The 15,998-nt window shown below is 65.0% G+C and carries 18 protein-coding genes; 7 read left to right on the top strand and 11 right to left on the bottom strand.

Annotated features, from left to right (window positions below):
- Positions 1 to 59 precede the first annotated feature (59 nt).
- From NP3_RS19650 to NP3_RS19635, 4 genes are all read right to left on the bottom strand, one after another.
- Positions 60 to 1,649 carry a hypothetical protein gene (locus NP3_RS19650; protein ID WP_063043091.1) on the bottom strand — a complete coding sequence of 530 codons (1,590 nt, stop codon included), beginning with the start codon at positions 1,647 to 1,649 and terminating at the stop codon, positions 60 to 62.
- Positions 1,650 to 1,983: 334 nt separating this feature from the next.
- Positions 1,984 to 3,024: an adenosine deaminase gene (add, locus tag NP3_RS19645; protein WP_063043050.1), complete on the bottom strand. Its 1,041-nt coding sequence runs from the start codon at positions 3,022 to 3,024 to the stop codon at positions 1,984 to 1,986.
- Positions 3,025 to 3,031: 7 nt separating this feature from the next.
- Entirely contained in the window at positions 3,032 to 3,226 is a 195-nt protein-coding gene (locus NP3_RS19640) for a nuclear transport factor 2-like protein (protein ID WP_063043049.1), read from the bottom strand.
- Between the two features lie 9 nt (positions 3,227 to 3,235).
- Positions 3,236 to 4,534, bottom strand: coding sequence for an MFS transporter (locus tag NP3_RS19635; RefSeq protein WP_063043048.1), 1,299 nt, complete (start codon positions 4,532 to 4,534; stop codon positions 3,236 to 3,238).
- A 153-nt stretch (positions 4,535 to 4,687) separates the two neighbouring features.
- On the opposite strand from NP3_RS19635, the gene NP3_RS19630 reads away from it, so the two are divergent.
- From NP3_RS19630 to NP3_RS19605, 6 genes are all read left to right on the top strand, one after another.
- On the top strand, positions 4,688 to 6,073 hold the full coding sequence (locus NP3_RS19630) for a metallophosphoesterase (protein WP_063043047.1): 1,386 nt from the start codon (positions 4,688 to 4,690) through the stop codon (positions 6,071 to 6,073).
- Between the two features lie 132 nt (positions 6,074 to 6,205).
- The gene (locus NP3_RS19625) at positions 6,206 to 7,231 is read left to right on the top strand and encodes an alpha/beta hydrolase (RefSeq protein ID WP_063043046.1); all 1,026 of its coding nucleotides are present in this window, start codon (positions 6,206 to 6,208) and stop codon (positions 7,229 to 7,231) included.
- A gap of 79 nt (positions 7,232 to 7,310) precedes the next feature.
- Complete coding sequence (locus NP3_RS19620; protein WP_063043045.1) at positions 7,311 to 7,559, top strand: ribbon-helix-helix domain-containing protein; 249 nt, start codon at positions 7,311 to 7,313, stop codon at positions 7,557 to 7,559.
- Positions 7,556 to 8,014, top strand: a complete 459-nt coding sequence (locus NP3_RS19615) for a PIN domain-containing protein (RefSeq protein WP_245721026.1) — start codon at positions 7,556 to 7,558, stop codon at positions 8,012 to 8,014. Before NP3_RS19620 ends, NP3_RS19615 begins: the two co-directional genes overlap by 4 nt.
- Before the next feature lie 59 nt (positions 8,015 to 8,073).
- On the top strand, positions 8,074 to 9,159 hold the full coding sequence (locus NP3_RS19610; protein ID WP_063043044.1) for an S-(hydroxymethyl)mycothiol dehydrogenase: 1,086 nt from the start codon (positions 8,074 to 8,076) through the stop codon (positions 9,157 to 9,159).
- Positions 9,156 to 9,782, top strand: coding sequence for an MBL fold metallo-hydrolase (locus NP3_RS19605; RefSeq protein WP_084508706.1), 627 nt, complete (start codon positions 9,156 to 9,158; stop codon positions 9,780 to 9,782). The genes NP3_RS19610 and NP3_RS19605 overlap by 4 nt, the downstream gene beginning before the upstream one ends.
- Before the next feature lie 74 nt (positions 9,783 to 9,856).
- Here the strand turns inward: NP3_RS19605 and NP3_RS19600 are convergent, their stop codons facing one another.
- The 3 genes from NP3_RS19600 to NP3_RS19590 all read right to left on the bottom strand — a co-directional run bounded on the left by NP3_RS19600 (position 9,857) and on the right by NP3_RS19590 (position 12,124).
- On the bottom strand, positions 9,857 to 10,315 hold the full coding sequence (locus NP3_RS19600) for an SRPBCC family protein (RefSeq protein WP_063043042.1): 459 nt from the start codon (positions 10,313 to 10,315) through the stop codon (positions 9,857 to 9,859).
- A 38-nt stretch (positions 10,316 to 10,353) separates the two neighbouring features.
- Positions 10,354 to 11,196: an alpha/beta fold hydrolase gene (locus NP3_RS19595; RefSeq protein ID WP_169814520.1), complete on the bottom strand. Its 843-nt coding sequence runs from the start codon at positions 11,194 to 11,196 to the stop codon at positions 10,354 to 10,356.
- Positions 11,197 to 11,284: 88 nt separating this feature from the next.
- A complete protein-coding gene (locus NP3_RS19590; protein WP_084508705.1) occupies positions 11,285 to 12,124 on the bottom strand; it encodes a DUF72 domain-containing protein in 840 nt (279 codons plus the stop codon).
- A 66-nt stretch (positions 12,125 to 12,190) separates the two neighbouring features.
- Between NP3_RS19590 and ppnP the strand changes: the two genes are divergently transcribed.
- On the top strand, positions 12,191 to 12,502 hold the full coding sequence (ppnP, locus tag NP3_RS19585) for a pyrimidine/purine nucleoside phosphorylase (RefSeq protein ID WP_063043039.1): 312 nt from the start codon (positions 12,191 to 12,193) through the stop codon (positions 12,500 to 12,502).
- Here the strand turns inward: ppnP and NP3_RS19580 are convergent.
- The 4 genes from NP3_RS19580 to NP3_RS19565 all read right to left on the bottom strand — a co-directional run.
- A complete protein-coding gene (locus NP3_RS19580; protein WP_084508712.1) occupies positions 12,449 to 13,360 on the bottom strand; it encodes an NAD-dependent protein deacetylase in 912 nt (303 codons plus the stop codon). The two genes, ppnP and NP3_RS19580, sit on opposite strands and share 54 nt — an antisense overlap.
- A gap of 64 nt (positions 13,361 to 13,424) precedes the next feature.
- Positions 13,425 to 13,973: a YceI family protein gene (locus tag NP3_RS19575; RefSeq protein WP_063043038.1), complete on the bottom strand. Its 549-nt coding sequence runs from the start codon at positions 13,971 to 13,973 to the stop codon at positions 13,425 to 13,427.
- 132 nt (positions 13,974 to 14,105) lie between these two features.
- Complete coding sequence (locus NP3_RS19570; RefSeq protein ID WP_063043089.1) at positions 14,106 to 15,203, bottom strand: LLM class flavin-dependent oxidoreductase; 1,098 nt, start codon at positions 15,201 to 15,203, stop codon at positions 14,106 to 14,108.
- Between the two features lie 82 nt (positions 15,204 to 15,285).
- On the bottom strand, positions 15,286 to 15,998 hold a 713-nt coding region (locus NP3_RS19565; RefSeq protein ID WP_307678291.1), incomplete at its 5' end, for a TetR/AcrR family transcriptional regulator C-terminal domain-containing protein.

Here is a 15,998-nt window from a genome sequence, read left to right as displayed (position 1 = left end):
TACCTAATGACCCGCGCCTGCATCATGCCCCGAAGTGCCGGGGCAAGCAAGCCGCGGGATCACCGTTGCCTGCTGGCCCTGGCCCGCCTGCGCTCCGCCTGTAGTTCGGCAAGTTCTTGTTCGAGCATCTCGGCGATGCGGAACTGCCCGGTGTCGTGGATATCGGGCGTGCGAACCACCTGGAGGTGCGAATCCGGCTCGGCGGGTGCGCTGCCCTTGCCGCGCGCGTTCTCGGTCGTCCTGCTGTCTTTCCTGCCCTCGAGTGAACTGGGCTTGCGCGCCGTCGCCGCGGCCGAACCGTTGCCCCTGCGCAGCGCCGACACGACCGACGGCTTGTTCTCCGCGGCGGGCTTCTCCTGGCTCACCGGGGCGGCCTTCCGCGCGGGCGCCTTGGCCGGGGGCGGCGGGGTCTCTACCTTCGCGACGGGCTGGGTCTCAGCCGTAGCGACCGGCTCGGGTGTGGCCGGTGCGAAGGGGTTGTTCTTCGCGACCACCGGCTTCGCGGCCACCGGTGCGGTCGGCTCCTTGACGACCGCGGGGCGGTTCGCGGCCTTCGCGGGAGCGGGCCGCTGCTCAGCCGCCTGGGGCTCCGCATTGTCCGGCGCCTGGCCGTTGGTCGGCGCGCGACGCTCCTCGGGTGCCTCCGAACCCTCCTGCGCGGCAGGGCTTTCCCCGCCTGGCGACTCCTCGACCTCGACCGCTTCGGCCTCCACGATCTCGTCGACTGCCAGCTCGGCGTCCTGTTCCGCACCTTCGGCACCCGCCAGTGCCGCATGTTCCGCGGACTCCCGCTCCGCCCCCGGCGCCACCAGGGCCGCCTGGGTGTTCGCGCGGTAGGACGCGATCGATGGCATCGTCTGCTTGAGTTGTTCGGCCGGATCGGGCAGCTCGCGGACCTGCTCGGTGGCGCGGTAGATGGCCAGGCCGTAACGTGCGCTGGCCGCGTCGTGAATGAGCAGGGCGACACCGATCATCACCGGCGCGACCGCGTGCACACCGGTCTCGTACCACTCCCCGTCGCGCAGATAGGGGTAGGTGTTGAGGGTGACAGTCAGTGACAGCAGGGCGATTTCGGCCGCGGCGACCTGTCGGCGGTTGTCGATCACGCCCCATTCGGCGACCTTGTTGGTGCCGACCATGATGATGATCAAGCAGACGCTGATCATCGCCTCGATGAGGTAGCTGAACCAGTACAGCGGATCGGAAGGCCCGCCAGGCGCGATGTTGTGCTGCACATTGACCGCGGACCACAGCATGCCCGCCGCCACCACACCGGCCAGCGCGCGCAGTGACCATCCCCGGTGCCGGTACAGCGACGCCAATTTGGCGTGCGGGCTGGATTCCCGCCGCTGTGCCGCAATTGCCTTGCGGGCTACCAATAGATCTCTGATGTCGGCCTTCTCGATTGCTTCAGTGGTCTGCCGGGCGCGGTCGGCCGCGGAGGCCGCGGCCTGAACCTGTTTCCATCGCTGTGCGCGATCCTCGCCGCGAATCTTCTCCGCGAGCTCACGCTCGGCGATCAGTTCGTCCTCGGAGAGCGCCTCGGTCAGCGCGGGGTCGAACTGGTAGGCCAGTCGGCCCCTGGCCCGCTCGACCCTTCTCGCGAGCTGTCCGACCTCGTCCTCGATGGGATGATGCTCGATGGTCAATTCGACTCCCAGCGGGAGAGATTCGACGGCAGACAAGTGATCACGCGTGGGAACGGCACCAGACATTCATAGTCGATTCACCGTTGCCAGCGAAACTGTCAATTTGCCGCCGGTGGGTCGTCCTGCGGCGTGCCGCGCGCGACACACGCATGCGAAGTTTCGATTTAACGACGATTCAGCACTCGTGAACGCCACCCGCCGCGCAATGAACATCCGGTTCACCGGCCCGGATTCGCTGCGGTGCGACTGCTTGCCACCAGCAAACAGCCAACCAGTCGGTTCATTCAAGGGGTGTCGACACATTCGGGCGTGTCGCCGCCAACTGGTCGATAGGTCAGGCGATTTCGGATCCGCTGGGCCGGTGCGCCGCGACATAGTCATCGATCTCGCGCAGGAAGCCGTCCAGGCGGCCCGGCGTCAGCCAGGAGGCGCGGAACGAGTTCTTGGCGAGTTCGACGATACGGTCGAGATCGAGGTTCGCGTTGGCGGCGAGAGACAGATAGTTGTCGGCCGCATAGGCGCCGAAGTAGGCCGGATCGTCACTGTTGACGGTGACCGCGAGGCCGCGATCGAGCAGCGTCACGATCTCGGTCGACTTCATCTGTTCGGTCACAAAGGAATTCGAGACCGGACAGCAGGTGAAGCCGATGCCCTTGGTCTCGGCGAGTGCGACCAGGCGCTCGTCCTCGACGATATTGGTGCCGTGGTCGATGCGGTCGACGCCGATATCCTCCAGCGCCTGCCTGATGTGTTCGATCGAGCCGTCCTGATCGATATCGCAGTGCATGGTGAGCAGGAAGCCCTCGCAGCGGGCCCGCTCGAAGACGGCCGCGAATTTACTTGGCGGATTGCCTCGTTCGTCCGAATCCAGTCCGACGCCGATGATCCAATCCTTGTACGGCAGCGCCTCGAGCAGCGTCGCCATCGCGAACTCGGCCGAATAGTCACGCAGGAAGCACAGGATCAGCTCGGCGGAGATGCCGAACTCCCGGCGGGCCCGCACGATCGCCGAGCGATACCCGCTGATCACGGCTCCGAATTCGACACCGCGCCCGGTATGCGCCTGCGGGTCGAAGAACATCTCGACATGTCGGATGCCGTCGGCGTGCGCCCTTGTCAGATAGGCGAAGGCCAGATCGTCGAAGTCCTGCGACTGCTGCAGCACCCGCATGGCCGGGTAGTACACCTGCAGGAACGAGGTCAGGTCGTGGAACTTATAGGTCTGCTTCACCTCCTCGACGGTCCGCTCGCTCAGTTCGATCCCATTGCGTTGCGCCAGCCGGAACTTCAACTCCGGCTCCAGCGTCCCCTCGAGATGCAGATGCAATTCGGCCTTGGGCAGGCCGCGAACGAATGCGGCGAGATCCGTTGACATGCAGCCATCATCCCCCTGGACGGCCGCTGTCGGGGCGCGTTCGGGCCGCGTCGGACAGCGCCTCGCGCCAGTGTTGGGTGTCGGTGTATTGGTGCAGGGCGAACAGCTTTTCGGCATTATGCCAGATGTGGGCGAATTCGGCGGCCACATGCTTGCCGGTGGCACGCTCGGTGCCGCGGTAGTGGCCGGTGATACGCGGCACAGCCGCTCGCTAATTGGTGCGGATTCGGGATCGCAGTGCGAGAACGCCCGCGGCCGAGCCGATCATCGCCAGGCCGACGACCCACAGTCCGGCTCGCTGGGTGCCGGTGAGGTCCTTCAGTGCGCCGGTGACATACGGCGCGACGAACCCGCTGACATTGCCGATGGAGTTGATCAGGGCGATTCCGCCCGCCGCGGCCGCACCGGACAGGAAGGTGCTCGGCAGCGCCCAGAAGGTGGGCAGCGCGGCGAGTACTCCGACGGCACAGACGGTAACCGCGACCATGGCGGCGAAGGGGTTGCCCAGATACAGCGCCACCGGAATCGCGAGTCCGCCAACCAGCGCGGGCAGCGCGACATGCCACGCCCGCTCACCGGTTCGGTCACCGTGCCTGCTCCACAGCACCATCACGACGGCGCCGATCACATAGGGCACCGCATTGATGAGTCCTCGCTGCACCACCGAATAGTGGGTGCCGTACTGCTGCTGGAAGCCGTTGATGATCGTGGGCAGGAAGAATCCGAGCGCGTACAGGCCGTAGACGATGCCACCGTAGATGAAGGCGAGGCCGAGCACGCGTGGATGGGTGAGCGCCTTGCGCACCGTCCAATGTTCGACCCGCGCGGCCTGCTCTTTCTCGAGTTCCGAGGTGAGCCAGTCTCTTTCGGTCTCGGTGAGCCACCTGGCTTGCGTGGGCCGGTCGGTGAGGAAGAACCAGGTGACCACCGCGAGGGCGATCGCGGGCACGCCCTCGACCAGGAACATGAATCGCCAACCGCTGAGGCCGAAGACACCGTCGCCGTACTGGATGATCAGGCTCGATACCGTCGAGCCCAAAGCCGTCGAAATCGGCACCGCCGTCATGAACAGCGCGACGATCTTCGCGCGCTGGGTCTGCGGAAACCAGTAGGTGAGATACAGCAGGATGCCGGGAAAGAATCCGGCCTCCACCACGCCGAGGGTGAATCGCAAGATATAGAGCCAGGTTTCATTGGGCACGAATGCCATGGCGGTGGCGACCACGCCCCAACTCACCATGATTCTGGCTATCCAGCGGCGCGCACCGAACCGGTGCAGCGCCAGATTGCTCGGCACCTCGAGTACGAGGTAGCCGATGAAGAAGATGCCGGAGGCGAAACCGAAGGCCGTCTCGGTCAGACCCAGCTCCGTTTTCATACCGCTGGGCCCGGCGAATCCGATATTGACCCGGTCCAGGTAGTTGATGAAATACAGCAGCCCGAGATAGGGCACGAGTCGAATCGTGACCTTGCGCAACGTCGCGCGGGGCACCTCGGGCGTTCCGTCCATTCGCGAACTCTCGACCCGTATCCGTCCCGCAGTCAAATTCCCAGACCCGGCGATACCAATGTTCCACACCGGACAGCCGACACGTCATGTGCGGGGACCCGAGCGTTCAACCGGCAACCGTACCGTTCGAGCCAGAAGCGAACGGAGATTCCCATGCTCGAGCCGCGACTTCGAACCCTATGGCTGGCGAATGTGGCCGCGGGCGCGGCCGCTGTGACCGTGCGCACCCCACTCTACGCCCGCCCGAGACCCACCCATTCCGTTCGCGTGCAACGGGATTCGATGCTGGCCACGGACCTCGAGGTCGTCACGGTGACCGACCGTTCGGTCATCCTGACCTGGACCACGTGCACCCGCGACCGCTATGGCCGCACCCGCCCGGCCCCGGCCGATACCGAGGTCCGTATCGCACCGGTCGACGGCCGCTCGGCGGCGCGACCGCGCTACCTCGACTCCCGGCCGACCGCCTACCACTATGCGGAACTCGACGGCCTCGAACCCGGCCGCACCTACCGATTCGAGGCCTACTCGGACGGCCACCGCGCCGTCCCTGCCCGCACACTAGTGACCCGCCGCTCCGGAACACCGGAATCCACCGGCACATTCACCACCGCCGATCCGCCGCCGGGACGACTGCTGCACACCATCGCACTCGCCAATGACGTGCACTTCGGCGAGCACAGCAGCGGCTTGATCGTGGCCGGGCTTCCCACCGGCCTGCGCCACGAGACCGAGCACTATCCGGAGTTCATGCTGACCGCGTTGCTCGACGATCTGCGCCGACCGGACCGCGCGGCCGATCAACTGATCGTCGCGGGCGATCTCACCGATACCGGTACCCTCGAACAGAGCCTCGGCGTGCGGGCGCGGCTGGACGAGTGGGGCGTGCTCGGCCGCGACTATTTCGTCTGCCGCGGTAACCACGACAAGCCCGACGAAAACCGTATCGACCACTGGGGCGCGGTATTTCACGCACGTCAGCGCCTGGTCGAATATCGCGTCGGCGAGCTGCGCATGATCGGTCTCGACACCACCCGGCTGCGTGGATCCGGTGGCACAATCGTCGCACCGCAAATAGCGCATCTGCGCGAACTCCTGGCGGCTGATCCGGATCGGCCCACCCTTGTTTTCGGGCACCATCCGGTGACTTCCCATGCGGCGGTAAGCAACCCGGGTGGCCCGGGGTTCGTTCTCGATCGCACGAATGCCGCCGCGCTCGGCGCGCTCTATCGCGACGCTCCCGGCGTATTCCTGCACCACTGCGGCCACACCCACCGCAACCGGCGCAACCGCCCGGACTCCGGTGTCGATGTGGAGTTCCTGGAAGTCGCTGCCACCAAAGAATATCCGGGCGGCTACAGCCTGCTGCGCGTCTACGAGGGCGGCTACACGGTCAACTTCTACAAGACCCGCACCGAGTCGGCCCGCTACTGGAGCACCCGCACCCGCCGCCAATACCTCGGCATGCACCCAGATCACGCCCTCGGCAGCTGCGCCGACCGCAACCACGTTGTCCAGCGCGATTTCTCCGGGTTGTAGTTACAGTCGGTCATGCGGACGGCCGAGCGCGAATTCACCGGCTGACACGTCACTCGCCCTACCGGCAACCCCGCTACTGTCGCAGACAGGCGTGAAACTTCGGGAAGCCGAGCCGGGAGAGGTTGATAGCTGATGAGCGTCGGTGGTCTTCGATTGGCCTCGGTTGTCGCCGCCGTCGTGCTCGGATCCGCTGTAGCCGTACCTCGTTCGTACGCGGCGCCGGTCGAACCGGGCTCGGTGGTGACCACGGATGGATCGAGAATTACCGGGGTTCGAGTACGGGATGATCGGCATCTCACGTTGACGGTGTACTCGGGTGCGATGGCGCGGGAGTTGTCGGTGGAGGTGCAGCGGCCTGCGGATATCGGAGCGCCGCGGCCGACGTTGTACCTGTTGGCCGGGGTGGATGGTGGGGTCGATGGGGCGACCTGGGGGTCGAAGACCGATGTCATGAGGTTTTTCTGGGATAAGAACGTCAATGTGGTGCAGCCACTCGGTGGGGCGTACAGCTATTACGCCGATTGGCGGGCGGCGGATCCGGCGTTGGGGGTCAACAAATGGCAGACGTATTTGACTCGGGAATTGCCGCCGCTGATCGATGCCGCGTTGGGGACCGATGAGCGCAATGCGATTGCCGGGATCTCCACCTCCGGTACGTCGGTGCTTTCGCTGGCGATTTCGAGTCCAGGGTTGTACCGGTCCGTCGGCGCGTTCAGTGGTTGCGCGCAGATCAGTGATCCGGTCGGGCAGGCGTTCGTCGGGTTGTCGGTGCGCAAGGGTGGCGGCGATCCGGTGAATATGTATGGGCCGCCGCAGGATCCGATGTGGGCGGCGCATGATCCGTATGTCAACGCCGAAGGCTTGCGCGGGTTGAACTTGTACCTGTCGGCGGGGAGCGGACTACCCGGGCCGTACGACAATCCCACCGATCCGCATACCCAGAGCTGGGCAGAGGGTGGCCTGCCCCTGCAGGTGACGATGGGCGGCGCGATAGAAGGATCGACCGCCTGGTGCACCCGCAACATGCGAGCCCGGCTGAATCAGCTCGGCATTCCGGCCACCTACGACCTCGAACCGACCGGTACCCACTCGTGGGGTTACTGGGAACGCGCACTGAAGGAATCCTGGCCGGTTCTCGCCAACGGACTGGGCGCCTGACGTCTGAGCCCTTCGTGCTCGGATTCGGCGTGACCACCGATCGCCAGCACCGCGCTGGCATATATGACACAATACTCATATGGCTCTCAAACGCACGATGGTCTACGCGGAAGCCAGCGATCTGGCTGCCATCAAGGAGGCCGCCGCACAAAGCAACGTCAGCGAGGCCGAGATCATCCGCAATGCGATTCATCTGGCTGCCCTCCGCGTGCAGCGTCGATCGGAGCCGCTGCGGCTGAGACGATTCGCAAGCGGCGATCCCAACTTGGCCGAACGCGTCGACGATTACCTCGCCGATGACTTCGGCCGGGACATCGGACGTCCGTGACGCTCGGTGTCGAGGGTCCAGGGATTGTCGTCGCCGACACCTCCGGCCTGATCGCCGCGTTCGATACCTCGTCAACAGACAGTGACGGCGCATTTCACGTTCTCGAAACGGCGGGTTTGGTAGTGCTCTCGCCCCTTGCGCTCGCTGAACTCGACCACGTCGCCCGCCGAGCCCTCGGACGCCAGGTCTCCATCGACATGATCGAGGACCTCACCGCGCAAGCACGCACCAAACACTTCGAGATCGCGACGGTGACGCCCGACGTACTCGACCAAGCGAACGCTGTGCGCAAGCTGTACCCGTCCTTGCGTCTCGACCTCGCCGACGCCGTCATCGTCGCCTTGGCCGCCGACTACGAAACCAACGCGGTCTTGACACTTGACCGGCGAGACTTCCGAGCTCTGACGCCGCTCACTCAGCACAAGACCTTTCGCGTACTGCCCGATGATCTCTGACACCTCAGCACCGACGACGGCAATACTTATGTGGCACTCGGCGACATCTAGGAGGAATCGTGTCCGAAACCGTGCGTGGCGTGGTTGCCCGTAGCAAGGGCGCACCGGTCGAACTCGTCGATATCGTGATCCCGGATCCCGGGCCGCACGATGTGGTGGTGCGCATCCAGTCCTGCGGGGTGTGCCATACAGATCTGCACTACCGCGAGGGCGGTATCAACGACGAATTCCCGTTCCTGCTCGGGCACGAGGCCGCGGGCATCGTGGAGACCGTCGGGGCTGCGGTCACCCATGTCGTCGCGGGCGATTTCGTCATCCTGAACTGGCGCGCGGTCTGCGGTGAATGTCGCGCGTGTAAGCGCGGCCGCCCGTGGTACTGCTTCGCCAGCCACAATGCCAGCACGAAGATGACGCTCACCGACGGTACCGAACTCAGCCCCGCCCTCGGCATCGGTGCATTCGCGGATAAGACGCTGGTGCACGAAGGTCAGTGCACAAAGGTCGACCCGAATGCCGACCCGGCCGTCGCCGGACTACTGGGCTGCGGCGTCATGGCGGGTCTCGGCGCGGCGATGAATACCGGCAATGTGTCGCGTGGCGATACGGTCGCGGTCATCGGCTGCGGCGGTGTCGGCGATGCCGCCATCGCGGGTGCGCGACTGGCCGGTGCGCGGACCATTATCGCGATCGACCGCGACCCCCAGAAGCTCAGCTGGGCAACGGAATTCGGTGCAACGCACACGATCGATGCGACAAAAACCGATGTCGTCGAGCAGATCCAGGAGTACACCGACGGTTTCGGCGCGGATGTGGTCATCGACGCGGTCGGGCGCCCGGAGACCTGGAAGCAGGCCTTCTACGGACGCGACTTGGCGGGCACCGTCGTGCTGGTCGGCGTCCCGACGCCGGATATGACCATCGATATGCCGCTGATCGACCTGTTCTCCCATGGCGGCGCACTGAAATCCTCCTGGTACGGCGACAGCCTGCCCGAACGCGATTTCCCGATCCTTGTCGATCTGTATCTGCAGGGCCGACTTCCGTTGGAGCGCTTCGTCACCGAGCGCATCGCCCTGGACCAGGTCGAAAAGGCCTTCTCCGCAATGCACGCCGGTGAAGTGCTGCGTTCGGTGGTGGTCTGGTGAGCCTGCGCATCGATCGGGTCGTCACCTCCGGCACCTTCTCACTCGACGGCGGCACCTGGGATGTCGACAACAATGTGTGGTTGATCGGCGACGATGCCGAGGTGGTGATCGTCGACGCGGCCCATGATGCGGACGCGATCATCGCAGCCGTCGGCAACCGCAATGTCCGCGCGGTCGTCTGCACCCACGGTCACAACGACCACGTCACCGTCGCACCGGAACTCGCGAAACGCCTCGACGCCCCGATCCTGCTGCATCCGGGCGACGATCCGCTCTGGCGCATGACCCACCCCGACGTCGACTACGAATCACTGGCCGATGCCCAGCGAATCACCGTGGCGGGCACCGATATCGAAGTCCTGCACACCCCGGGCCACTCCCCCGGCTCGGTCTCCCTGCACCTGCCCGAGGCCACCGCCCTGTTCACGGGCGACACCCTGTTCAACGGCGGCCCCGGCGCCACCGGCCGCTCGTTCTCCGACTTCGGCACCATCATCGATTCCATCCGGCACCGCCTGCTAACCCTCCCGAACGAAACCACAGTCCACACCGGCCATGGCAACACCACCACCATCGGCACCGAAAAACCCGCCCTATCCGACTGGGTCGCCCGGGGCCACTAAGGGAATCAAGATCAGGTGGAACTGGCGGCGGCGGCTTCTCGACGGATGCCGCCATGGATTCCACCTGATCTTGATTACTGTTCGGCGTCGGTTTTGATGCGGTTGAGGGTTTGGCGCATGCCGTTGCGGTTGGTTTTGGTGCGGGCGCGGCCGGCTATGAGCCAGTAGAGGCGTAGGGGGAGGTTGTTTTCGTTCAGTTGGAACGATTCGGTTACATCGGTACCGCCCTCGACCGGCTCGAAACGGTAGCGCCAGGTATTGATTGCCATGCCGCGTGGTCCGAGCACGGTGAATGCGAACTCACGTCCGGGCTCGCACGCGACGATCCGGCAGACCGTCCAATACTTCAGCCCCCAGCCATTACGGTTGACGTGGCCGCGGAATTTGACGCCCACGGCGGGAGCCGTTGCGCCACCGAGCCATTCGGTGGCGAAGGTCTCCGGCGAGTACTTCCCGGTATTCGTTATATCGCTGACCAAGGCCCAGATCTTGTCTGCGGGTGCCGCCATTCGAACCGTCACGCTATCGTGCATACCTGCACGCTAGCAGGAACCTTCTCAGACAGGTCCGCTCAGTGCGGATCGATGCCGGTCCAGAAGGCGACCAGATCGGCGCACACGCGGGCGGGGCGCTCCTCGTTCGGTAAGTGGCCCACACCGTCGTAAACCGCGGTGCGCGCGCCTAATTCCTCGGCATAGCGTTCGTGGACGCTCGGCGGCCAGAGATCGCCGGAGTTGCCGTAGGCGATGAGGATCGGGAGACCGGAGGCGCGCAGGGCCGCGGTGCAATCGGTCGGACCCTCCATGGCCCGCATGATGCCGATCAGATTCGCCTTCTTCGTCGTGAAGATGCGGTTGCGCAGGAATTCGAGCTTCGCGGGTGGAACCAGGGCCGCCATGGCCTGACTCATCTGCTCCCACAGTGCCCGCTGGCCACCGCTTTCGATGAGTTGGGCGACCAATTGCGGTGGCGCGAAGTTGATATCGGCGGTCGAGGACGGGCCGGAGGCGAGCAGGCCGAGACTGCGGAAGCGGTCCGGATGGGCGGCAAGCGCGGCACGCGCGACGTAGCCGCCGAATGAGTGACCCACCAGGTGAATCGGTGTGTCGTCCGAGATCTGGTCGGCGACGAGGATCAGATCGTCGGCGAAATCGGCCATCGTGTATCCCGATGCCTCATCGGGACCGTCCGACTGCCACTGCCCGCGCTGATCGTAAGCGACACAACGGAATCCGGCTGCCGACAGAATGGGCACCATGGCCTCGAAGTCCTCTTTTGAGCCGGTGAAGCCGGGGACCAGCAGCACAGTGCCGCGCATTTCGACGTCATGCGGCGGTACGGATTCCCAGGCGGCCAGCGCGCCCGCCGCGCCGCGCAGGGTGAAGGACGTGGACTGCGCGGTGGCGTGGCTCATCGGTTCCTCCATCGTGCTCGGCACTAGTGCGGCAACACCGTCCAGTCTATCCGAGCAAACATTCGGAATCGTTACTTATTCGAGATATTCAGAACAAAGTCATCGGCTCGGTGGGAATAGGTTCCGGCAGCGGCTCGAGTTCGGGCAGGCGGGCGCGGACCTCGTCGTGGAAGCGGCGGGCAAGGTGCAGGGAGGAGGCGTTGTCGGGGGTATGGATGAAAACCGTTGGTGAGCGGCCGTCGCGCAGCCATGCGATGACGATGTCGAGCCACGGCTGCCAGCCGTCAACTGTGCGCTCGGCCGAATCGCGGCCGTGATAGCGAACGATCGGGAACTCGGTGAGCGCCCGCGTGCGGCGCGGCACCCGCGGTTTCTTCGCCCGCGCCTCGGCCTCCGCGGCGCTCTCGGCGGGTCCGTCGAAAAGCAAAGTGGTGTCGAAGGGCACCCATTCGGCGCCTACGCGCGCGAGCACCTGCTCCAATTGCCGTGCGGCGCTCTCATTCTCGAAGAATGCGGGATGCCGGACCTCGACGGCGGACCGGTATGAGCCGGGCAGCGCGCGCAGGAATCCGGCCATCGTCCCGAGATCGGTCGGACCGAACGATCCCGGCAACTGCACCCACAGCGCATGAATGCGCGGGCCGAGCGGTTCCATCGCGTCCAGGAAGGTGCGCAGTTCGGTTTCGGCGCCGTGCAGCCTGCGCTCGTGCGTGATCGGCTTGGGCAGTTTGACGACGAAGCGGAAGTCGGGATCGGTCTGCTTCGCCCACGACTCCACCGTGTTGCGCGTCGGCGTCGCATAGAACGTCGTATTGCCTTCCACCGCGGTGCACCACGAGGCGTAGTGCCGCAACCGCTCGGCCGGAACCGGCTGATATTCCTGCCATGCCGCGTGCGTCCACATCGCACATCCCACGTGAAGCCGCATGACAGGGACGCTAACGCACGTCGCGTACGCTGACGGCTCCACCTCCAGCACCTCGGGAAAGAGATCATGACGCGGTTCGAGAATGTCAGTGTGGCCAAGAAGGCCAATGTGTACTTCGACGGCAAGTGCATCAGCCACAGCATCGAGCTGGCCGATGGCACCGCGAAGTCGGTGGGCGTCATCCTGCCGTCCACCCTGACGTTCAATACGGTCGAGCCGGAGATCATGGAGTTGATCCAGGGCGAGTGCAAGGTCACCCTCGTCGGCGAGACCGAAGCCGTGACCTACCGCGGCGGCGAATCGTTCTCGGTGCCGGGCAACAGCTCATTCGAGATCGAAGCGCTCACGACGCTGCACTACGTCTGCCACTTCGGCTGAGCCGGTCAGACGCCGAACGCGCTCGGCACCCAGTGAATCCGCCAGCGCGGTCAGCACATCCGCGCATCCGGCATCGACGGTGAGCGTGGCGAGTTCATCACCTCGGGTCCGGCCGCGGTTCACGATGGCGACCGGCTTGCCCTGTTTCGCCGCATATCGCACGAAGCGCAGCCCGGACATCACCGTCAACGACGATCCCGCCACCAGTAGCGCGTCCGCCGCCTCGACCATTTCGAACGCGGTGGCGACGCGCTCTCTGGGGACGTTCTCCCCGAAGTACACGATGTCCGGCTTGAGCATGCCGCCGCAGCGCGCGCAGTCCACCATCCGGAAATTCGCGGTATCGGCGACCACCGCATCGGCATCGGGGGCCACCTCCACCCCGGTGGCCGTCGCCGATGCCGCGAAACCCGGATTCGCCGCTTCCAACCGGTCGGCCAACGTCATCCGCGAAATCAGCGCCGCACAGCCGAGGCACCGCACCCGCGCATAGGTCCCGTGCAGGTCGATGACCCGCCGATGACCGGCCTTCGTATGCAGCAGATCGACATTCTGCGTAATCAACCCGGTGACGACGCCCGCGCGCTCCAACCGCGCCAACGCCCGATGCGCCGCATTCGGCCGCGACCCGTCCATGGCCCGCCACCCGATATGGTTGCGCGCCCAATACCGCTGCCGAAACGCCGCATCCCCCACGAACTGCTGATACGTCATCGGAGTCCGCACCGGCGACTCCGGCCCTCGATAATCCGGAATCCCGCTGTCGGTCGACACCCCGGCCCCCGTCAGCACCGCGACCCGCCGCCCCGCCAGCAGCCCGCACAACCGCTCGACAGCGGATGCGTCGAATCTGGACATGGAATTCAGAGTAAGCGCAGCCGCCCGGTCGGTGACCCCGGGCGGCTGCGAAGGCACTACGTGATCAGGCCTGCAGGCCGAGCTCGATCTCCAGCGTGAGGGTGATCTTGTCGCCGATCACCGCGCCGCCGTCGGGCAGCGGCATATCGATGGTGATGCCGAAGTCGCGTCGGTTGATGACGGTCTTGGCCTCGAAACCGGCGACCGGGCCATGGCCCATGCCGGGGTTGACGCCGAGGAATTCGACATCGAGGGAGACCGGGCGGGTGGTGCCGCGGATGGTGAACTCACCGTCGACGACGAAATCCTCGCCATCGACGCGGAATCCGGTCGACTTGAAGGTGGCCACCGGGAAGTCGGCGGCGTGGAAGAAGTCGGCGGTGCGCAAGTGCGCGTCGCGCTGCTCGTTGTCGGTGGTCACCGACTCGACCAGGATCTCGGCCTCGGCCGAGGCGGTGCCGTCCGCATTGATGACCAGCTTGCCGGAGAAGTCGGCGAAGCGACCGCGGACCTTGCTGACCATCAGGTGACGCACGGTGAAGCCGAGGGTGGAGTGGGCGGGGTCGATGACCCAGGTGCCCGCGGTCAGATCCTTGGCGGTGCTGGTCGACATTGTCGGTCTCCTCATATGGTTGATATTTCAATTACTTGTACATCGAACGAGTATTCAGTTCCGGCATTTCAGGACCGGTGCGCCGTTGCACCGAGAGGGATCAGGTCGGGTCGGCGAATCCCGAGATCACCGTCACCGCGCGACCACAGTGCTGCCCTGGGCATGAGCAGCGACCAATGACGTATGAGTCGGCGCATCCGGGACATGGGCCGGACGCAGTGCGTCGAACTCCTTGCGCAGCACCGGAACTACCTCCGCGCCGAGCAGATCGAGTTGCTCCAGTACGGTTTTCAACGGTAGACCCGCGTGGTCCATCAGGAACAGCTGTCGCTGATAGTCGCCGAAGCTTTCCCGGAACGTCATGGTCTTTTCGATCACCTGCTGTGGACTGCCGACGGTCAGCGGCGTCTGCTCGGTGAATTCCTCGAGCGACGGGCCGTGGCCGTAGACCGGCGCGTTGTCGAAGTAGGGCCGGAATTCACGCACCGCGTCCTGAGAGTTCCTGCGCATGAACACTTGTCCGCCGAGGCCGACAATGGCCTGGTCGGCGGAGCCGTGACCGTAATGCTCGAAGCGGCGCCGATACAGCTCGATCAGGCGCTGGAAGTGCTCCTTGGGCCAGAAGATATTGTTCGCGAAGAAGCCGTCGCCGTAATAGGCGGCCTGCTCGGCGATTTCGGGACTGCGGATCGACCCGTGCCACACGAACGGCGGTACGCCGTCCAGCGGTCGCGGCGTTGCGGTGAACGCCTGCAACGGAGTACGGAATCGGCCCTCCCAGTCGACCACATCCTCGTGCCAAAGCCGGTGCAGCAGATGGTAGTTCTCGATCGCCAGCGGGATGCCTTCGCGAATGTCCTTGCCGAACCACGGGTAGACCGGACCGGTATTGCCGCGGCCGAGCATGAGATCGACGCGACCGTCGGCCAGATGCTGCAGCATGGCGAAGTCCTCGGCGATCTTCACCGGATCATTGGTGGTGATGAGCGTCGTCGCCGTCGACAGCTGCAACCGCTCGGTCTGCGCCGCGATATAGCCGAGCATCGTGGTCGGCGACGACGGCACGAACGGCGGGTTGTGATGCTCGCCGGTGGCGAATACGTCCAGGCCGACCTCTTCGGCCTTGTGCGCGATCGCGACCATCGCCTTGATGCGCTCGTGCTCGGTCGGGGCCCGACCGGTCGTCGGGTCGACCGTCACATCGCCCACCGTGAAGATTCCGAACTGCACCACGCCTCCTCTCGGAAAGTCTGACACCTATTTGGTGGATATGGCAACCAACAGGGCGGTATCGCCATCTATTCCCGAGGGGTCACTTGCGCAGCCGTGATTCCAGACCGTCCATGACGCAGAGCAGACCGAAATCGAAGGCCATCGCACGGGCGGTCTGATAGTCGGCGGGTTGCATCTTGCGGTAGTCGTCGAGCATCTCCGGATAGTCGGAGGCGAGCTCATCCATGACGTCGAGCACCATCTCCTTGTCGAACCCCTTGTCGCCGAATGCCTTCGCCGCGGTGATCTCCGGGATGACCTGTCCGAGTACATAACTCGTCACAGTGCCACTCGCGAGGTAGATATCGACGCCGGTGAATCCGGCGTCGATGAAGGTGCGGCGCAGTCGATCACTGAGCTCGAAGGCCTTCGGGCCGACGCTCGGCAGGGAGCCGATCAAGGGGGTCACCCAGGTGTGGTCGAGCATGGTGAGCCGGAAGTTGTAGGCGTAGGTCGTGACGACCTCACGCCATGAGGCCTGGTCCGGATCCGGAATTCGGATCAGACCCCAGATCTCGTCGAGCACGAGTTCGAGCAGTTCATCCTTGTTCGCGACATGCCAGTAGAGGCTGGTCGCGCCCGCATCGAGCTTCGCGCCGAGCTTTCGCATGCTCAGCGCGCCCAGTCCGTCCGCGTCCAATACCTCGATCGCCGCGGCGACGATCTGGTCGCGGCGCAGTCCGGCCGCCTTCGGCTGGCGCGGCTCACGGGTCCACACCGAGGAGAACTGCTGCTTTGTCACAGGGCCAGCAT

Source organism: Nocardia pseudovaccinii NBRC 100343 (genome assembly GCF_001613225.1).
GTDB classification, from domain to species: Bacteria; Actinomycetota; Actinomycetes; order Mycobacteriales; family Mycobacteriaceae; genus Nocardia; species Nocardia pseudovaccinii.
Note: the sequence above shows the minus strand (reverse complement) of the source record. Positions and strands in the feature narration are given on the sequence as shown.

What these genes read in the sequence shown, in the direction of transcription:
- ppnP (WP_063043039.1), top strand. Translation starts at nt 12,191, where the DNA reads ATGACGCGGTTCGAGAATGTCAGTGTGGCCAAGAAGGCCAATGTGTAC.
- add (WP_063043050.1), bottom strand. Translation starts at nt 3,024, where the DNA reads ATGTCAACGGATCTCGCCGCATTCGTTCGCGGCCTGCCCAAGGCCGAA.
- NP3_RS19600 (WP_063043042.1), bottom strand. Translation starts at nt 10,315, where the DNA reads ATGCACGATAGCGTGACGGTTCGAATGGCGGCACCCGCAGACAAGATC.
- NP3_RS19630 (WP_063043047.1), top strand. Translation starts at nt 4,688, where the DNA reads ATGCTCGAGCCGCGACTTCGAACCCTATGGCTGGCGAATGTGGCCGCG.
- NP3_RS19625 (WP_063043046.1), top strand. Translation starts at nt 6,206, where the DNA reads ATGAGCGTCGGTGGTCTTCGATTGGCCTCGGTTGTCGCCGCCGTCGTG.
- NP3_RS19595 (WP_169814520.1), bottom strand. Translation starts at nt 11,196, where the DNA reads ATGAGCCACGCCACCGCGCAGTCCACGTCCTTCACCCTGCGCGGCGCG.
- NP3_RS19575 (WP_063043038.1), bottom strand. Translation starts at nt 13,973, where the DNA reads ATGTCGACCAGCACCGCCAAGGATCTGACCGCGGGCACCTGGGTCATC.
- NP3_RS19620 (WP_063043045.1), top strand. Translation starts at nt 7,311, where the DNA reads ATGGCTCTCAAACGCACGATGGTCTACGCGGAAGCCAGCGATCTGGCT.
- NP3_RS19580 (WP_084508712.1), bottom strand. Translation starts at nt 13,360, where the DNA reads ATGTCCAGATTCGACGCATCCGCTGTCGAGCGGTTGTGCGGGCTGCTG.
- NP3_RS19590 (WP_084508705.1), bottom strand. Translation starts at nt 12,124, where the DNA reads ATGCGGCTTCACGTGGGATGTGCGATGTGGACGCACGCGGCATGGCAG.
- NP3_RS19635 (WP_063043048.1), bottom strand. Translation starts at nt 4,534, where the DNA reads ATGGACGGAACGCCCGAGGTGCCCCGCGCGACGTTGCGCAAGGTCACG.